18 protein-coding genes are annotated in these 18,071 nt (G+C 33.5%); 1 reads left to right on the forward strand and 17 read right to left on the reverse strand.

The features are described from left to right. Positions 1 to 8 precede the first annotated feature (8 nt). The 6 genes from dltB to JVU85_RS09555 all read right to left on the reverse strand — a co-directional run bounded on the left by dltB (position 9) and on the right by JVU85_RS09555 (position 5,338). Positions 9 to 1,223: a D-alanyl-lipoteichoic acid biosynthesis protein DltB gene (gene dltB / locus JVU85_RS09530; RefSeq protein ID WP_002509367.1), complete on the reverse strand. Its 1,215-nt coding sequence runs from the start codon at positions 1,221 to 1,223 to the stop codon at positions 9 to 11. Further along, positions 1,220 to 2,683: a D-alanine--poly(phosphoribitol) ligase subunit DltA gene (dltA, locus tag JVU85_RS09535; RefSeq protein WP_002509368.1), complete on the reverse strand. Its 1,464-nt coding sequence runs from the start codon at positions 2,681 to 2,683 to the stop codon at positions 1,220 to 1,222. Before dltA ends, dltB begins: the two co-directional genes overlap by 4 nt. A gap of 13 nt (positions 2,684 to 2,696) precedes the next feature. After that, positions 2,697 to 2,834 (reverse strand): teichoic acid D-Ala incorporation-associated protein DltX, encoded by a 138-nt coding sequence (locus JVU85_RS09540; protein ID WP_002509369.1) that lies wholly within the window; start codon positions 2,832 to 2,834, stop codon positions 2,697 to 2,699. A gap of 314 nt (positions 2,835 to 3,148) precedes the next feature. Then, entirely contained in the window at positions 3,149 to 4,111 is a 963-nt protein-coding gene (locus JVU85_RS09545; protein WP_204172366.1) for a 2-hydroxyacid dehydrogenase, read from the reverse strand. Then, positions 4,112 to 4,900, reverse strand: a complete 789-nt coding sequence (locus JVU85_RS09550) for a TIGR01457 family HAD-type hydrolase (RefSeq protein WP_103388102.1) — start codon at positions 4,898 to 4,900, stop codon at positions 4,112 to 4,114. Between the two features lie 6 nt (positions 4,901 to 4,906). Further along, a complete protein-coding gene (locus JVU85_RS09555) occupies positions 4,907 to 5,338 on the reverse strand; it encodes a DUF86 domain-containing protein (RefSeq protein WP_002509371.1) in 432 nt (143 codons plus the stop codon). Between the two features lie 157 nt (positions 5,339 to 5,495). Here JVU85_RS09555 and JVU85_RS09560 point away from each other — a divergent pair, with 157 nt between their 5' ends. Further along, a complete protein-coding gene (locus JVU85_RS09560) occupies positions 5,496 to 5,762 on the forward strand; it encodes a DUF3055 domain-containing protein (RefSeq protein WP_103388101.1) in 267 nt (88 codons plus the stop codon). 159 nt (positions 5,763 to 5,921) lie between these two features. Here the strand turns inward: JVU85_RS09560 and JVU85_RS09565 are convergent, their stop codons facing one another. From JVU85_RS09565 to sufC, 11 genes are all read right to left on the reverse strand, one after another. Next, on the reverse strand, positions 5,922 to 6,296 hold the full coding sequence (locus tag JVU85_RS09565) for a YutD family protein (protein ID WP_002509373.1): 375 nt from the start codon (positions 6,294 to 6,296) through the stop codon (positions 5,922 to 5,924). Between the two features lie 141 nt (positions 6,297 to 6,437). Continuing rightward, positions 6,438 to 7,361 (reverse strand): lipoyl synthase, encoded by a 924-nt coding sequence (gene lipA / locus JVU85_RS09570; protein ID WP_002509374.1) that lies wholly within the window; start codon positions 7,359 to 7,361, stop codon positions 6,438 to 6,440. An 82-nt stretch (positions 7,362 to 7,443) separates the two neighbouring features. Continuing rightward, positions 7,444 to 8,763 (reverse strand): bifunctional metallophosphatase/5'-nucleotidase, encoded by a 1,320-nt coding sequence (locus JVU85_RS09575; RefSeq protein ID WP_204172367.1) that lies wholly within the window; start codon positions 8,761 to 8,763, stop codon positions 7,444 to 7,446. Positions 8,764 to 8,805: 42 nt separating this feature from the next. Next, complete coding sequence (locus tag JVU85_RS09580; protein ID WP_002509376.1) at positions 8,806 to 9,654, reverse strand: DUF72 domain-containing protein; 849 nt, start codon at positions 9,652 to 9,654, stop codon at positions 8,806 to 8,808. Between the two features lie 168 nt (positions 9,655 to 9,822). After that, positions 9,823 to 10,893: an NAD(P)H-dependent flavin oxidoreductase gene (locus JVU85_RS09585; protein WP_002509377.1), complete on the reverse strand. Its 1,071-nt coding sequence runs from the start codon at positions 10,891 to 10,893 to the stop codon at positions 9,823 to 9,825. Between the two features lie 12 nt (positions 10,894 to 10,905). Next, positions 10,906 to 11,934, reverse strand: coding sequence for a hemolysin family protein (locus JVU85_RS09590; RefSeq protein ID WP_031266507.1), 1,029 nt, complete (start codon positions 11,932 to 11,934; stop codon positions 10,906 to 10,908). Positions 11,935 to 12,156: 222 nt separating this feature from the next. Further along, complete coding sequence (gene sufB / locus JVU85_RS09595; protein WP_002509379.1) at positions 12,157 to 13,554, reverse strand: Fe-S cluster assembly protein SufB; 1,398 nt, start codon at positions 13,552 to 13,554, stop codon at positions 12,157 to 12,159. A gap of 195 nt (positions 13,555 to 13,749) precedes the next feature. Then, positions 13,750 to 14,199 carry a Fe-S cluster assembly sulfur transfer protein SufU gene (gene sufU / locus JVU85_RS09600; RefSeq protein ID WP_002509380.1) on the reverse strand — a complete coding sequence of 150 codons (450 nt, stop codon included), beginning with the start codon at positions 14,197 to 14,199 and terminating at the stop codon, positions 13,750 to 13,752. Then, positions 14,189 to 15,436, reverse strand: a complete 1,248-nt coding sequence (locus tag JVU85_RS09605; RefSeq protein WP_083848124.1) for a cysteine desulfurase — start codon at positions 15,434 to 15,436, stop codon at positions 14,189 to 14,191. Before JVU85_RS09605 ends, sufU begins: the two co-directional genes overlap by 11 nt. 139 nt (positions 15,437 to 15,575) lie before the next feature. Next, a complete protein-coding gene (gene sufD, locus JVU85_RS09610) occupies positions 15,576 to 16,883 on the reverse strand; it encodes a Fe-S cluster assembly protein SufD (RefSeq protein ID WP_204172368.1) in 1,308 nt (435 codons plus the stop codon). A 97-nt stretch (positions 16,884 to 16,980) separates the two neighbouring features. Further along, entirely contained in the window at positions 16,981 to 17,742 is a 762-nt protein-coding gene (gene sufC / locus JVU85_RS09615) for a Fe-S cluster assembly ATPase SufC (protein WP_002509383.1), read from the reverse strand. Between the last annotated feature and the right edge of the window lie 329 nt (positions 17,743 to 18,071).

The following is an 18,071-nucleotide window of genomic DNA, read 5'->3' on the forward strand; positions in this document are numbered from 1 at the left end:
ATTTCCTCCTAAATTAACTGTCCTGAAAATATGAGAAAGCCAAAAGTCACACAATGAAAAGTAATAACTGTACTAATACAAGCAGTAAATTTATTTTGCCACTGCCAGCCGAAGTATTTACTTAAGCGTTCAACATAACTAAAGCCAATAAACAAAGCTGCGTGATACAAACCGTATACTATGTAATGTAGCTCTAAACCATGCCATAAACCCATTAAGAAGAAATTAATTATAAATGCAATGTTCGACATAGCAAATTGACTTTTTAATAATTTTTTCTTCGACATAAAAAATAAACATCTCATATATATACAGTCTCTGAACCAAAAAGATAAAGTCATATGCCAACGTTGCCAAAACGCTTTAATATTTTGCGCTTTGAATGGTTGGTTAAAATTCGGTGGCGTTTGGATGCCATATAAATAACTAAAAGCTAAAGCAAATAAACTATATCCTGCAAAATCAAAAAACAAATAAAAGCTATAAGCATACATATATAACCACGTATCGACAACATTATGTGGTGTTTCAAGCAATGGTTGTATGACATAATTTTGAATCAAATAAGCAATAATGTATTTATATAAAAATCCAAGCATCACAAAATGGAGCGCTTTCGCAAATAATGTACTGTATACAGTACCGTCGGGCACTACTTTGTCATCTTTGATAAAACGCTTATAGCGATCTATTGGACCTGATGAAATAGTTGGAAAAAATGAAATGAATTGAATTACTTTCCAAACATCAACTTCTTTAATTGAACCATCTCTAATTTCCATTAGTAATTGCACACTTTTAAAGGTCACATAGGAAATACCTAAAAATGCAATTAAGTTCACCACTTTGTATTCATGGAAGACAATTTGATAGTCACCTAACCATGAGCTTTGTAATAATTTCACACATAGCAAGGGCAAGATTGCTAAAAATATTACACTGCTAAATAAACTCGTATAATTATGTCGACGTCTAATATTGAGATAAAACATAATGATACTCACTTGCCAAACAATATAACCGAAAAAGCTAAATAGTTGAAAACTCAAATACGGATTGTTGTAAATATTATATTTTTGCGATGCAAAAATAAGTACTACCATTAGTAAGCTACTTAAAAAATTATATGTATAACTACGCTTACCCATAAAACCTAAACAAACAACTGGTAGCAATACGACTATCGCTATCGCAAAAAAAGTGAACGTTCCATAAGGTATCATCGTAATATAACCTCATTTATAGCTTTTCTATCTACTTTGCCATTGCCATTTATCGGTAACTTTTCTAATATTTCATATTTAGTGGGTAGCATATAAGTAGGTAAATTTTCAGCTAATAGTGGTGTAATTTCGCTTTTCAATACTTTTACTTCTTCTGGGGATACTGCTTTAGTCAATGTGATTGCAGCGATAAGTTGAACTACCTTTCCTTGTTTAACTTTAGGTACTACTATCGCTTCTTGAATAAAGTGAATTTGTCGTAACCGAAACTCTATATCTTCTAGTTCTATACGATAGCCATTGTATTTGATTTGATTATCCATACGCCCTTTTATAAACCACATATCATCTAAATAGTACGCTGAGTCTCCCGTATAATATGCTTGTTTACCTTGATACTCTTTAAATACTTGTGCTGTCTTAATAGCATCATTTAAATATCCTTGACTCAAACATCTCCCCATAATAATTAATTCTGCATGGTCATTAACAGCTAACGTTACACCTGCTCTAGGTTTGCCTACTGGAAGCGGATTGTAGTGTTGTATAATGGACTGAGTTATTTGTATTCCAGTAACTGCAACCGTTGCTTCTGTCGGGCCATATGTGTTATAAACCACTGCTTTATTGAAGTGATGTAACAATTTTTCAGCAAGTTTATGGGATAGTACTTCCCCACAAAAAATAAATTGCCCTAAACTTTCATATTTTTCTTGAGTAAATACAGGTAATAATAAAGCTAACTCCATAAATGATGGTGTAGAAACCCAAATATTAATGTTATTGCTTCTTAATAAATCATCGAGCAACTGAGGCTTAGCCACCATATGTTTATCAACTAGATGTAGCGTACCAGCAGTTGTTAAACAAGGATAAATAGCCATTACAGATAAATCGAATGAGAACGGCGCTTGGTTTAACCAATGCTGATATAATCCCAATTGATTAATATCACTTATCCATTTAACAAATTCATTCAAGCTGCCATATGAAATTTGAACACCCTTAGGTTCTCCGGTAGTACCCGAAGTAAAAATAGTATAAGCTATATCAACTTCTTGTATATTATTAAATTCCCTTGTCGTTACTGACATCTGCTGTAAATCATCAATCGTTATTATTTCTCCATTAGTCAACTCTATTTCATCACTCGTTGTATTTAGTACAAAATTAGGTTCCACCTTATTGATTATGTGTTGCAAACGTGCAGTTGGCATAGAAATATCTAATGGTATATAACCACAACCTGCTTTTAAGCTGGCTAACATCCCTACAATCATGTAGGGAGACATATGACCATATAGTATTAACGGAGTACGCGATGACATTATATAACAGGCTAATGCATTAGCGTATGTATCCAATTGTTTATAAGTTAATGAATGATCGTTGTAACGAATAGCAATCTTATTAGGGTAAATGACGCTATACCGGTTTATTGTCTGTAAAATATCTTTCATGATGTTCTCCTCATTAAAATTCATTATAAATAAAATCGTTATGTGTATCTCCAGCACCATATAGTAAATACAAAGCAATGAAAATAATTAAATACAACAATACCAATCCAATACTTTTAACCACTATAAATCTATGATTATTCTTATTCATTATTCACCTCTTGAAAATACAACGATTCAGATTTTTTGTATTTATACACTTTTAAATTTACTACAATTTATTATACATAACATCAAACAACTTTACAATATATTAACATTTTTATGTATGAACTACATTTTACTATAACTATTTTCTTATATGTTTTTTCATTATGATTTTGATAGCAATCAATTCAATAAAAAAAAGTAGTAACTGACGGTGGTTGTCAGTTACTACTTTTTTATTATTTGCGTGATACTCAATCACGATTACTGTGTAAATTACCCAAGTTAATTATTACTCATAAGTTTGATGCACTAATGCTAAGCTTTAACAGCTGTTTTTGCAGTATTACCATTTAGTACTAATTTAATATTATCTACACATAATTGAATCATTTTGTTACGAGTGACTACCGACGCACTACCGATATGTGGTACAACAACAGCATTTTTCATTCCTAATAAAGGATGATCCATTTGTATTGGTTCTTCTCTTAATACATCTAAGCCACATGCTAAAATTTGATTGTTTTCCAGAGCTGAAACAAGTGCAGACTCATCTACTACAGCACCTCTACCGATATTAATGAAAATGGCATCATTTTTCATTTTGGCAAAAGCTTCACTGTCAAATTTGTTTTCTGTTTCGTCAGTTAATGGAGCAGTACAAATTATAAAATCACTATGTTTTAGCAATGTGTCAAAGGAAACGTACAATGCTCCTAGTGCTTCTTCTGCCTCTTCGTTACGACTTCTATTATGATACATAATGTTCGCTTCAAAACCTTTTAAACGTTTAGCAAATGCTTTACCAATATCACCCATACCAAAAATACCTACTTTAGAACGGTATAAATCTTTGCCTGCCAACAAATAAGGACTCCAACTTTGCCATTGACCATCTTGTACATAACGTTCTGCTTCGACTATACGACGCGCGACACTCAACATCAATGATAAGCCTAATTCTGCAGTCGTTTCTGTTAATACATCTGGCGTATTTGTTACGACAATTTTATGATCATTTGCAAGTTGTACATCGATGTTATCATAGCCAACTGCCATATTAGCAATTACTTTTAAGTGTGGTGCTGCATTAATGGCTTCTTCATCAATCGTTTCCGTTAGTGTGATAAAACATGCAGTCGCATCTTTAATAGCGTTCAAAAATTGTTCTCGTGGCATTGGGGTAAAAGCTTCATTCCACACTTCTACTTGAGCTATTGTTTCTAATTGTTTAATGAATTCATCAGGTACTTGTCTAGTCACTACTACTTTATCCATTTAATCAACCTCACCTTTTAATGATTTAATTACAGCGTTTAAATCTTCGTAAGAGTATGTTGGTGGAATGTCTTTAGCTTCGACATCTGCAAGTGTTGACACCCCAGTTTGCACATGAATTGTATCAATGGAAACATTAATTCCTGAAAGTATGTCAGTATCATACAAATCGCCTATCATCGCTACTTCAGATTTAGGTAAGTTAAGAATATCTAATGCTTTATTCATAATTACTGGTTCTGGCTTTCCAATAAAAGTAGGCTGTACGCCTGTTGATACACTAACTACACTTGTAATAGCCCCATTCCCAGGCATAAATCCTCGTTCTTTAGGTATCGAAACATCTTTATTTGTAGAAATAAACTTCGCTCCATTTCGTACGCCTAACGTAGCGACCGCAAGCTTTTCATATGTAACCGCTTCGTCTAAACCTACAACAACATAATCAACGAATTCATCATTTTTTATTGTTAGGCCTTTATCTACGAGCGCTGTTTGTAACCCTGTACCTCCAAGCATGTACACAGATGCACCTGGATGTTCTTCTGCAATATAATCTGCTGTAGCTAAAGCAGATGTTACGACTTCATTGCCTGTTGCTGATATGCCCATAGTTTGTAATTTTTCAGCTACTGTTTCTGGTTGCTTTGAAGAATTATTTGTTACAAATAAATAAGGGATATCTTGTGCTTTTAAATATTCAATAAATTGAGATGCCCCATCAATAGGTTCGTCACCCTTATACATTGTTCCATCCAAATCGAGTAAGTACGCTTTATATTGCTTCATTTTATGTTAGTCTCCTTTTTTACCAAACGCAGTAATCGGTACATTTTCACTTTCTACAAATTGTATTACCTCTTGAATAAACTGGCGATAAAAAGGTAGCGCGTTATCAAACAAGGTCATCAAATTTGCTGTGTCTAATTCGTCATAATAATGTACAAATTGCTTTCTAACATCTACCGTTTGGTTAATATTTTGTTGTGTTTCCTTTGAGATAACTTGCTCTAATGCTAAAATATCTATTACGTCTTTATAATTTCCCGGATCTCGTAATATAAATCCGTCAATAATCATATTTCCAATATCAACCGATGATTCAATAAGCATCTGTGCTATACGTTCAAAGGCAAAATGGTTATGTTTGTTTTCTTCATATTGTTCTGTTAATTGTTGAATATATTTTAATTTGGCATTTAATTGGTCTTTGTTTACAAAGTACATTTCCGTCACCCCTTAATATATTCATCATATCACAATTTTGCAGTTAAATTCATTTGTAGTTATACTGAAAACTAAGGATTTTTAACAAAATAGTTCTAACAACATTAGTATTAAAATAAATTGCTATTCTAACTATCAAAAGAAAGAAGGTTACATAATGATAGACATGTTTTTATACGACGATGATGAAGCTGCTCAAGTACAATTCGTTGGTTTTGTCGGCGAAGAGAGCCGCTATGATTTGATGCTAGTTCAAACGAATCGTCATTTCGGTAAAACGATTGTGCTTAACATGCAGACAAATAAGTTCGGTATTATCGGTACAGATGATTTAGCTGAAGAAGGTTATACCGCTTATATTTTAGGTGTCAATGAAGCAGAAGGTGAAGAACTTAATGCGTTTTTAGCTGAAAAAATCCAATAAAAATATAGGGGTGGAAGGAATTTCAAATTAGTAACATTCGAATTCCAAATCCACCCCTATATAGTTGCTTCATTTATGAAGTTTATTGTACACATAGAAATCTATTCAATTTGTTGGAACTAATAGTATCACAATGCATATAATGAGTTGTAAGCTAGCTTAGCTTTCACTATGTTGAATCGATGGTTGAATTTTAACATCTTTCAATTTATCTTCTTCTAAGACGACCTGTTTTTCTTGCTTCAATTTGTTTTGATTTTCAGTAGTAACATTTTTCAAAATGAAGTAAGGACAGCCAAAGTTACAGTATTCTAATAAATAATCTTGAATTGTTGAAAATCGTTTACTCAATTCTGCTTTTTTATTTGAATCGCTATAAAAACCTTTTAAGCGTAATTGTTCGTATCCTATATCACCAACAATGTAATCATACTTATCTAAAATATCTGAATAACGATTAGCAAATACTTCCTCATCGAAATGTTCCCTGTAATCTTCTATTATTTCAAAAAACTGCCCATTCACTTTTATCATGTCATTCACCCGAACTATTACTATATTTATAAAGCTATCTTGTTGGCTAATATAACGTGAATAAAGACTTAGCCCTCATACAACTCATTTGAAAACGTCTGCATTGGAGAACTAAGTCTATAAAGTTACTACATTATATTATTATTGTTCTGCTTTTAATTGCTCTTCACCAAGACGATGTTTTTCTTTAGCTGCTTCGTTAACTTGTTCATCTGCATGATATGAACTACGCACAAGTGGTCCTGCTTGGCAATGTTTAAATCCTTTGTCCATAGCAACTTTTCTTAATTTACCAAACTCTAATGGAGTATAGTATTTTTCAACTTTTAAATGCTTACGTGAAGGTTGTAAATATTGTCCAATTGTTAAGATATCAACATCATTGGCACGTAAATCATCCATAGTTTCGTAAATTTCGTCATATGTTTCGCCTAAACCAACCATAAAGCTTGATTTAGTTGGAATTTCCGGCTGCAATTCTTTAGATCGACGTAAAAATTCTAATGTACGATCATAAGTAGCACGCGCTCTTACTCTTGGTGTTAAACGGCGTACTGTTTCAATATTGTGGTTTAAAATATCCGGTTTTGATGCCATTAAAGTTTCTAATGCTTCAAAATCTCCGCCCATATCTGAAGGTAAGATTTCAATTGTTGTAAATGGGTTACGTTCACGTACTTTACGTACTGTTTCTGCATAAACATTTGAACCAGCATCTCTTAAGTCATCTCTAGCTACTGCTGTAATTACTACATGTTTTAAGTTCATTAATTCTACAGATTCTGCTACACGTTCTGGTTCATCTAAGTCTAACTCGTTAGGCAATCCAGTTTTAACAGCACAGAATCTACAAGCACGTGTACATACAGCACCTAGTATCATAAATGTAGCAGTACGACGTTCACCCCAACATTCATGAATATTCGGACATTTTGCCTCTTCACAGACCGTATGTAAATTCTTCTCACGCATCATCTTCTTGAGCCCTGTGTAATTTTCATTAGTATTAAGCTTTATTTTCAACCAATCTGGTTTTCGTAGTATTTCTTCATTTTTAGTAGCCATAACCACGCACGACCTCCTATATTAATATCTTCCATCATTATAACTAACTTCACACTAAATTAAAACGTAATTGGGTTAGAAATTAATATTCTAACAATTTTTCTTTAAAAATATCTCTTAAAAATTCAGGCAATAAGTACTCAGTTGCTTGGTCTTTCAGTGTTGGAAAATACCGGCCAAATGTGTACATATCCACTGTACCTAATGTATAAATTTTGTCATCATCTATTTCTTCACCATTGATAAAATAACGAGATTCAGATTCTATAAATCCAAGGTTATATAATATATATCCCCCAAATATATCCCCCCTAAAGCCTAAACCTTGTGCATATTCATTAATATATTCTTGCTTTTGACTTTTTATTATAACATATTTTAGTTCTTGTCCTGTGATTTTGATTCTAACCGTATTTATAGGATGGGGTAACATTTGATGCACATCGTATTCTGTGACTTCTTTACCTTCTATCGCACGTACTATTAGACCTGCATTAATAATAGTGCAATCTGCATGTGTAAATTCATATATACTTTCAGCTAATAAATAAGATGTTTTTGAAATCACATTTGTTTTCCTTGGTAAGTTCATTTCATGATTAATAACCGGTGTACTTAATAATCGCTTACCTTCAAGTTCAAAGTCTGTTGCAACTTGGGGTAAGTCAGCATTAGCATAAAGCTCAGCCTTTTTAGATACTACACTATGATTTTGAATTTCCATCGTTACTTCACCTAAGTAGTAACCATATTTACCAGCCGCCGCCATTAATACGCCATTGTTCACTTCACCATGTTTGAAAAAATGATGTGTATGACTACCTAAAATAATATCAATTTCAGGTAATTCTTGGCACAATTTCTCATCAAAAAATACACCAACATGACTCATTATAATTAAGACATCATATTGACCTTCATGTGCTTTGACTTCATCTTTAATTGCTTCAAGCGGATCAGTAACACCCCAATCTAATGCACGATAAAAAGGTGTAAATGGTGCTGTTGCTGCTACAAATAATATTCTAGTACCTTCGATAACTTTAATAACTGAAGATGTTAGATGGTTAGGCAAATTACCAGCTTCATCAAATACATTGGCACACGTAATATCAAAATGTGCTTTATCATATAGTTGGTTTAATGCTGCATGTGAAATAGTCATACCTTCATTATTACCAATCGTTGCTATATCACAATGTGCACTGTTTAGTAGCTCTACATTATGTTTTCCCATTGTGGCTTGTGTAATTGGTGTTGATAAATCTACATGATCACCAATATCAAGATAAAGAGAGGGATGATTTAATTTGGGTCTTTCCTCTGCTAAATATGCTGAAATATTTGCATATTCTTGCAGATGACTATGTATATCATTAGTATGATAAATGGTTAGTTTCATCACAATCTCTCCTCTAAAATTAATGAATTGACGCTTATAACTTTAAAATAACTTCAATTGTTGTGGCGCTAAGCCATCATAATCAATTCCAAGTAGACGTTGGTACATTTTCGCATTTGCTGCTGCGTGACCGCCTGAATTATTATTAAACACAACATAAATCGTTTTGGCTTTATGTTCCAACACTTTAACTTTGTTAACTAAGTCCATCAATTCTTCTTCTGTATAATCATATAAATAGCGTACTTCTCTCCATTTGTCATCGGTCATATCTTTTTTAGTCCAACCATGCACATTACGCCCGTGGTACCTTACAAAAGCAACGTCATGCGTGATTCGATTTACTAATGGAATGGAACCTTGACCAGCTTGAGGTTCATCACACACAGCATGAATGATTTGCTGGGCTGTCAAAAACTCTAGTGTCTGTTCTTTATAAGTGCTGTTAAACCAAGATTGATGTCTAAACTCAACACATATAGGTACATCAGATAACTTCGTTTTTAAGTAACGAATATATGTAATATGTTGTGTAGTACAATCAAACCAAGGTGGAAATTGAATTAATACCATCGCTAATTTATCAGCCGCTATTAATGGTTCTAACATCTTATTAAATTCATCGATTAACGCTTGTCTTGATGATGCAAAATCTAATACGTCTGCGTGTAACGTTAGCGCTTGATGGATTTTAACAATGAATTTAAAGCGTTTAGGTGTTTCTTTAATCCATTTTAGTATATTTCTTTCAGGTTGAATGGCATAGTAAGATGCATCAAGTTCAACAATTGGAAAATGACTAGCATAGACTTGTAATTTGTCAGTTTTCCTCTGTAAATCTTCGTACAATGAATCATGATCGCCCCAACCCGTTAGCCCTATATTTATCATTATTATCACCGACTTCATAATACCATATATTATTTAAGGGATTCACATGTTTAGATTATAATAGTATGTTTGAATTTTCATAGATAAAGTGAAAGCACTAGTTAAGTGCAACACGCTCATTACTATTTACTATATTTAGAGGTGAGTTAACTAGTGCTAATATATAATTTATTCATTTTGTAATATATTTTGTGTATCAGTAATAATTTGCGACATCAGTTGTGAAGCTGCAATAGATTGTGCTAACCGTGGAGTTTGTCCACTCCATAGATGTGTCATTTCTGCATCACCTAATTGAGCCGCCTTTTTTCGTATAGCATTGGTTAATTCATTTTGAATTGGATATGCTGGTATTTCATCATCATAACGTTGCATATTATGAATAAATTCATTATCAATACCTCGTGCCGGTTTTCCACTAAATGCTTTAGTAATGACAGTGTCAGTTTCAGCACTGTTAAATATAGCATTTTTCAACAAATCATTGGCATTACTTTCAATACAAGTTAAAAATGCTGTTCCCATCTGTACCGCTTCTGCACCTAATATCAAACTTGCTACAACTCCTCGCGCATCCATGATACCACCTGCAGCGATAACCGGAATAGTCACATTGTCTACAATTTGAGGCACAAGTGACATGGTACCTACTAAAGCACCATATTGGCCAGACGTTTGCAAGAACGAACCTCTATGCCCTCCTGCCTCACTGCCTTGAGCTACTACCATATCAAGACCCGCACGTTCATTTTCGATTGCTTCTTCTACAGACGTCGCAGTACCTACCACAGTTATATTATGACGATGTAGTTTATCGATAAGATCTTTTTCTGGCACGCCAAACGTAAACGTCACAATAGGTACCGATTGCGCAATTACAATTTCGATTGCTGATTCAAATTGTGTTTGTTCTTGAATGTTCAGTACTGGTTCTTCTAAATTAAATGCTCTACGATACGGCTTTAGCCACGCATTCATATGCATAACTTGTTCAGTGACGACTTCTTGATTTCCGGGTACAAAAAGATTTACAGCAAAAGGTCTTGAAGTTAGCATTTTAACTTCTTGGATGTGTTGTTCTAATTGTTCAGCGTTAAAATAACCTGCACCAATGATTCCTAAACCACCTGAGTTACTAACTGCAGCTACAAGCTCAGGTGATGTGCTGCCAGCCATACCTGCTTGGAAAATTGGATATTTTATCTTTAATTGATTCGTTACACTTGAAGTTAAATTCATTTTCAACACCTCTTATGTATTAGAATTATGAGAGGATTGCTTTCTATTTAATGACACCTTTTCCTCTTCTTCTTCATCCATTTCATCTTCAATATCCATTCCTAACATTTCTTCAATTAAATCTTCATGTGAGACGATACCATCAGTCCCACCGTATTCGTCTAAAACAACAGCTAAGTGTTTACGTGTCACTGTCATTTTTCTTAATGCCCATTCTGCTTTGTTATGTTCATTGACAAACAGTGGAACAGAAATATAATCTGTAATTTGTTTCTGTTGTTCTTGGCTCCAAGCTAATAAATATTTTGAATGGAAAATACCTATAATGTTATCAATATCTTCATCATACACCGGATACCGAGTAAATGGATTAGAGATAACTGTTTCGTATGCTTCTTGATATGTAGTTTCTTTAGAAAATGCTGTGACGTTAATACGCGGTGTGGTGTTAACATCATTAATTTTTAATTGTTCAAAATCCATTACGCCTTGCAATCGTTTACTTTCCATTTCGTTAAATGCGCCTTCACTACCTGCAATTGTTACCATTTGTCTAATTTCTTCTTTTGAATAACGTTGAGAACTTTCTTCATTTTTAGTTAATGCATGATGAATACTATCTGTTATCCCGTTTAAAATCATTGTTAATGGTTTAAAAATAAAAATACATATTTGTAATGGTATATAACTTAATTTAGCAATTTGATATGGAATTGACGCTGCAATCGACTTAGGAATAACTTCACCTATAAACAACACGATTACGATAGCAATGATAATTGCCCACACAATATGTATATCGTGCTTTTCTGCATAGATTGTCGCTAATATCGGAATTAATATATTCGCTATAGTATTGCCTATTAAAGTTGTGGTAATAAAATTACTTGGCTTTTGTAGTAAGTCTAATAATTTTTGAGCTTGCTTATCCCCTTGCTTTGCTTCTTCAGTTAATCTAATTCTATTAATTGCGGAGAGCGCTGTTTCACTACTCGAAAAAAAGAAAGATATAATTAATAGAATGGCTATGGTTATTGCTATAATCACACTGCATATCCCCTTATTGTTAATGTCATATTAAAATTAATATTCCCATGTTTATAAAACATGAAACGCAACATAGTTAATAATATATCGTTGTATATTAATTAAAAAAGCACGAGTTCATACACATATTCGATATCATTTAACAGTAAATGGTATCAACATGGTATCACTCGTGCTTGTAGTCAAATCAAAATCATATTGGCATGGTGATAGTTATTATCCGATACTACCTTCCATTTCGAATTTGATTAGACGATTCATTTCTACCGCATATTCCATTGGTAGCTCTTTTGTAAATGGCTCAATGAAGCCCATAACAATCATTTCAGTCGCTTCTTCTTCAGAAATACCACGACTCATTAAGTAGAACAATTGCTCTTCAGAAACTTTTGAAACTTTTGCTTCATGTTCTAATGAAATGTTGTCATTAAATACTTCGTTATATGGAATTGTATCTGATGTTGATTCGTTATCTAAAATTAAAGTGTCACATTCAATGTTTGAACGTGCGCCTTTTGCCTTTCTACCGAAGTGTACAATACCACGGTATACAACTTTACCACCATCTTTTGAAATTGATTTAGATACAATCGTTGATGATGTATTTGGCGCTTTATGAATCATTTTCGCACCAGCATCTTGGACTTGTCCTTTACCTGCGAATGCAATAGATAAAGTACTACCTTTAGCACCTTCACCCATTAAGACACAGTTTGGATATTTCATAGTTAACTTAGATCCTAAGTTACCGTCAACCCATTCCATGTTACCATTTTCGTGCACTAAAGTACGTTTTGTAACTAAGTTATATACGTTATTCGCCCAGTTTTGAATTGTTGTATAACGTACGTGTGCGTCTTTGTGTACAATAATTTCAACTACAGCTGAGTGTAATGAACTTGTTGAGTACACTGGCGCAGTACAACCTTCAACATAGTTTACTGATGCACCTTCATCTGCAATGATCAATGTACGTTCGAATTGTCCCATGTTTTCAGAGTTAATACGGAAATAAGCTTGTAATGGCGTATCTAATTTAATGTTTTTAGGAACATAAATAAATGAGCCACCTGACCATACAGCTGAGTTTAACGCTGCGAACTTATTATCTGCTGCTGGAACTACAGATGCAAAGTACTCTTTAAATAACTCTTCATTTTCTCTTAATGCGCTGTCTGTATCTTTAAAGATAATGCCTTTATCTTCTAATTCTTTTTCCATATTGTGGTATACTACTTCAGATTCATATTGAGCAGAAACACCAGCTAAATATTTTTGTTCTGCTTCTGGGATACCTAGTTTATCAAATGTACGTTTGATTTCTTCAGGTACTTCGTCCCAAGAACGTTCAGTATTTTCTGATGGTTTTACGTAATACGTAATATCATCAAAGTCTAATTCTGATAAATCTCCACCCCATTGTGGCATTGGCATTTTATAGAATAGTTTCAATGCTTTTAATCTGAAATTAAGCATCCATTCTGGTTCTTCTTTCATGTTTGAAATTTCTTTAACAATATTTTCTGTTAAACCACGTTCTGATCTAAAAATGGACACGTCTTCATCATGGAAACCATATTTATAATCTCCTAAATCAGGTGCTTTTTTAGCCATTTCAATCACTCCTTATATATATTTAAAACTGCTATACGCGCAATATTTTATTTTGTATTCCATCGGATGATTGTCTGAGTTGAACTAGCTAAGACTATGATCAACTAATTATAGAAAATAATAATTTCTATATTACAACTGCTGTTAGTTACAGTCTGAATGGAATATTACACTTTGTCAACGCATTAGATTACTTTAATCTTCAGTTTTGCCTTCTTTTTCTACTGTGCCTTTTTCTAACGCTTTCCACGCTAATGTTGCACATTTAATGCGCGCTGGGAATTGCGAAACACCTTGTAACGCTTCAATATCTCCCATATCTTCAGTGATTTTATAATCTTCACCTAACATCATTTTAGTAAATTCTTGGCTCATTTGCATCGCATCTGCTAGCGTATGACCTTTTATAGATTCGGTCATCATAGATGCGCTAGACATAGATATAGAACAGCCTTCTCCATCAAATTTGGCATCTTTTATAACACTATCTTCAATATCAAACGTTAAATGGATACGATCCCCACATGTAGGATTATTCATATCTACAGTCATAGTGCCATTATCTAATTTCCCTTTATTTCTAGGGTTTTTATAATGATCCATAATTACAGAACGATATAATTGATTTAAATTGTTAAAATTCATATGAGAAAAACTCCTTCGTTTGTTTCAACGCGTTAACCAATTGATCTATATCTTCTTTTGTATTATAGATATAAAGACTTGCACGAGCAGTTGATGATTGGTCCACCCATTTCATTAATGGTTGAGCACAATGATGCCCTGCTCTTACCGCAACGCCTTCAGTGTCAACTGCTGTAGCGACATCATGTGGGTGAATGTCCGTTAAATTAAATGTAATAACACCAGCTCTACGTTCTTTTGGAGGGCCAAAAATTTCAAGACCTTCTATATTAGATAATTGATCAAAGGCATACGCTGTTAACTCTTTTTCATAGTTATGAATGGCTTCAAAACCTATATTTTCAAGATATTTAATAGCTTCACCTAAACCGATAGCTTGTGCAATTAGTGGTGTGCCTGCTTCGAATTTTGTTGGTAAGTCAGCCCATGTAGCATCATACTTACTGACAAAATCTATCATATCGCCACCATATTCAATAGGTTCCATATTTTGCAGCAATTCACGTTTACCATATAATACGCCTATACCAGTTGGTCCTAACATCTTATGACCACTAAAACTAAAGAAATCCACGTCTAAATCTTGCATATCTAATGCAAGATGTGGTGCAGATTGTGCACCATCAACGCTAATAATAGCACCGTGTTGATGCGCAACTTCAGCTATAGCTTTAACATCATTGATCGTACCTAAGACGTTAGAAACATGTGCAATTGCTACAATTTTAGTTTTATCATTGATCGTCGCTTTTACATCTTCAATATCTAATTCACCGTCTGGAGTCATCGGGATAAATTTCAATTCTGCTTTAGTTCTTTTCGCCAATTGTTGCCACGGTACGATGTTCGCATGATGTTCCATTTCAGTGACTACTATTTCATCGCCTTCTGTCAGGTTAGCATCTCCATAACTACGTGCCACTAAATTTATAGAAGCAGAAGTACCACGCGTGAAAATAATTTCTTCAAAGTATTGGGCATTGATAAATCTTCGTACTGACTCACGTGCACTTTCATAGGCATCTGTAGCTAAAGAACCTAATGTGTGCACACCTCGGTGAACATTAGAATTATATCTTTTATAATAGTCTTCTAGTACATTGATGACTTGTATTGGTGTCTGACTTGTTGCAGTCGTATCTAAATATGCAAGACGTTTTCCATTAACTTTTTGATTTAAAATAGGAAAGTCTTTAATAATTTCTTGTACATTTAATGATTCGGTCACTTTATTCACAGACCTTTCTTAGTTAAGAATTTCTGATTCGACCTTAGTTGAGTCTTACATAACAATAACTAAATTGAATACTCTATTAAGACGAAACTGCCTCATTGAACTCATGTAAAGAGACAGTTACGTTGATTAGCATCTAAGGTTATTTATTTACTTTAAGTTCAATTACTTCACGTAATTGACGCTTAACATCTTCAATAGGTAATTCTCTTACTACTGGATCAAGGAAGCCATGTATTACTAAACGTTCTGCTTCTGTTTGTGAAATACCACGACTCATTAAGTAATATAGCTGTTCTGGGTCAACTCGACCAACAGATGCAGCGTGTCCAGCTTCTACGTCATCTTCATCAATTAATAAGATTGGGTTGGCATCTCCACGTGCATTTTCAGATAACATTAATACACGAGATTCTTGGTTAGCCATTGATTTCGTACCACCATGTTTAATATAACCAATACCATTAAAGACAGATGAAGCATTTTCACGCATAACGCCGTGTTTTAAAATATAACCATCTGTTTCTTTACCATATTGAACAATTTTTGAAGTTAAATTAATCTTTTGATCGCCAGTACCTACAACTACAGATTTTAAGGCGCTCGTTGAACGATCACCCATTAAGTTTGTAGTATTGTCGATAATTTGACTTCCTTCATTCATTAGACCTAGTGCCCAATTAATTGAAGCATCTGCTTCAGTTGTACCTCTACGGATAATGTGGCCAGTGAAACCTTTATCCATATAATCAACTGAGCCATAAGTAATATTAGCATTTGCGCTTGCGATTACTTCGGAAATAATATTAATTTGATTTCCTTCGCCACTAACACCAGATAGATAGTTTTCTACATATGTTACTTCTGCACTTTGTTCTGCAACAATAATAACATGGTTGTAGAAGCTAGCATTTTCATCATCATGTAGTACTACATATTGAATAGGATGCTCAACAACAACATTTTTTGGTACGTATACAAAGACCCCACCGTTAACTAATGCTGTGTGTAAAGCAGTTAAACGATGTTCGTCTACTGTTACCGCTTCAGTCATAAAGTATTGTTGTACTAATTCCGGATGATTAACTAATGCTTCTGATAAGCCTTCAACAATGACACCGTCATTACTAGCAGAATCCGATACACGTGAAAAAGCAAGTGTATTATTATGTTGGATGATCAAGTTTTCTGATTTTTCAACATCAATAATGTTTTTAACTTCTTCAGGTAATTGATCTAAGCTACTGTAGACTTCTCCTGTTGTCTCATGTTGCTTAAATGAATCAAAGTCCCATCTGTTAATTTTAGTTTTATCTGGTTTTGGCATTTCTAAAGTTTCTGTTAATTTTAACGCTTCTCTACGTAACTCTGTCATCCATGAAGGTTCAATATGGGCTTGTGAATATTCAACAAGTTGTGCTTCAGAAATGTTTAAAGTTTCAGTTGTCATACTATTTTCCTCCCATTTGATGATTCATTGATTTCATTTTAGGTATCAATTAAAACCTTAGCTCTCAAACTAGTATATCTTTTTACCTAATTGAGATTTATTCTGTCGCACCGTATTCTTCTTTAACCCACTCATAACCTTCTTCTTCTAAACGCTTAGCTAATTCAGGTCCACCGGATTTAACAATAACGCCACCATACATAACATGTACGTGATCAGGAGTAATATAATTTAATAATCTTTGATAGTGCGTAATAATTAATGAGCCAAATTGATCTCCACGCATTTCATTAATACCTTTTGATACAACTTTTAATGCGTCAATATCAAGACCAGAGTCAATTTCATCTAAAATTGCAAATTTTGGTTCTAACATCATTAATTGTAAAATTTCGTTACGTTTCTTTTCACCGCCTGAAAAGCCTTCGTTTAAATAACGTTGAGCCATATCTTGGTCGATGTCCAAGAATTCCATTTCTTTATCTAATTTTTTAATAAATTGCATTAAGTTGATTTCTTGGCCTTCTTCACGTTTAGCATTAATAGCAGAACGCATAAAGTCAGCGTTTGTAACGCCAGTAATTTCTGATGGATATTGCATTGCTAGGAATAAACCTGCTTTTGCACGTTCATCAACTTCTAATTCTAATACGTTCACACCGTCTAATAATACTTCACCTTGTGTTACTTCGTAGCTTGGATGTCCCATAATCGCAGATGATAATGTTGATTTCCCAGTACCATTTGGCCCCATTACAGCATGAACTTCACCAGTGTTAATTGTTAAATTCACACCTTTTAATATTTCTTTATCTTCAATAGACACATGTAGGTCTTTAATTTCTAATGTTGATGGCATACATATTCCCTCCGTCATAAATAATATGTTTTCTTTACTAGTTTATAATAATTTTAATCTGCAGTCAAAAAACTGCAAACGCATTACACCGATTTATTATAACTTAAATACTAGGTAATATAAACCTTTTCAGGTGCTTATTTATAATAATTATTATAATACAATAATTTTTATGATCGGTTATGTTTTTATAGCAACTGATAATAAATTGTGCTTGGTTCTCAATCTCTTTTATTTATTGAATTTTCTAATAATGATGCAAATTACTTTAGTTCATTTTAACTCTATACTAATTTTTGCTATGCTAATAACATATTTTGTATAAAGAA

The sequence above is a fragment of the Staphylococcus sp. GDY8P72P genome (assembly GCF_016890655.1).
GTDB classification, from domain to species: domain Bacteria; phylum Bacillota; class Bacilli; order Staphylococcales; family Staphylococcaceae; genus Staphylococcus; species Staphylococcus arlettae.

Bases quoted from the DNA above. Each gene is read 5' to 3' on its own strand.
- dltB (WP_002509367.1), bottom strand. From the start codon at position 1,223: ATGATACCTTATGGAACGTTCACTTTTTTTGCGATAGCGATAGTCGTA.
- dltA (WP_002509368.1), bottom strand. From the start codon at position 2,683: ATGAAAGATATTTTACAGACAATAAACCGGTATAGCGTCATTTACCCT.
- JVU85_RS09540 (WP_002509369.1), bottom strand. From the start codon at position 2,834: ATGAATAAGAATAATCATAGATTTATAGTGGTTAAAAGTATTGGATTG.
- JVU85_RS09545 (WP_204172366.1), bottom strand. From the start codon at position 4,111: ATGGATAAAGTAGTAGTGACTAGACAAGTACCTGATGAATTCATTAAA.
- JVU85_RS09550 (WP_103388102.1), bottom strand. From the start codon at position 4,900: ATGAAGCAATATAAAGCGTACTTACTCGATTTGGATGGAACAATGTAT.
- JVU85_RS09555 (WP_002509371.1), bottom strand. From the start codon at position 5,338: ATGTACTTTGTAAACAAAGACCAATTAAATGCCAAATTAAAATATATT.
- JVU85_RS09560 (WP_103388101.1), top strand. From the start codon at position 5,496: ATGATAGACATGTTTTTATACGACGATGATGAAGCTGCTCAAGTACAA.
- JVU85_RS09565 (WP_002509373.1), bottom strand. From the start codon at position 6,296: ATGATAAAAGTGAATGGGCAGTTTTTTGAAATAATAGAAGATTACAGG.
- lipA (WP_002509374.1), bottom strand. From the start codon at position 7,361: ATGGCTACTAAAAATGAAGAAATACTACGAAAACCAGATTGGTTGAAA.
- JVU85_RS09575 (WP_204172367.1), bottom strand. From the start codon at position 8,763: ATGAAACTAACCATTTATCATACTAATGATATACATAGTCATCTGCAA.
- JVU85_RS09580 (WP_002509376.1), bottom strand. From the start codon at position 9,654: ATGATAAATATAGGGCTAACGGGTTGGGGCGATCATGATTCATTGTAC.
- JVU85_RS09585 (WP_002509377.1), bottom strand. From the start codon at position 10,893: ATGAATTTAACTTCAAGTGTAACGAATCAATTAAAGATAAAATATCCA.
- sufB (WP_002509379.1), bottom strand. From the start codon at position 13,554: ATGGCTAAAAAAGCACCTGATTTAGGAGATTATAAATATGGTTTCCAT.
- sufU (WP_002509380.1), bottom strand. From the start codon at position 14,199: ATGAATTTTAACAATTTAAATCAATTATATCGTTCTGTAATTATGGAT.
- sufD (WP_204172368.1), bottom strand. From the start codon at position 16,883: ATGACAACTGAAACTTTAAACATTTCTGAAGCACAACTTGTTGAATAT.
- sufC (WP_002509383.1), bottom strand. From the start codon at position 17,742: ATGCCATCAACATTAGAAATTAAAGACCTACATGTGTCTATTGAAGAT.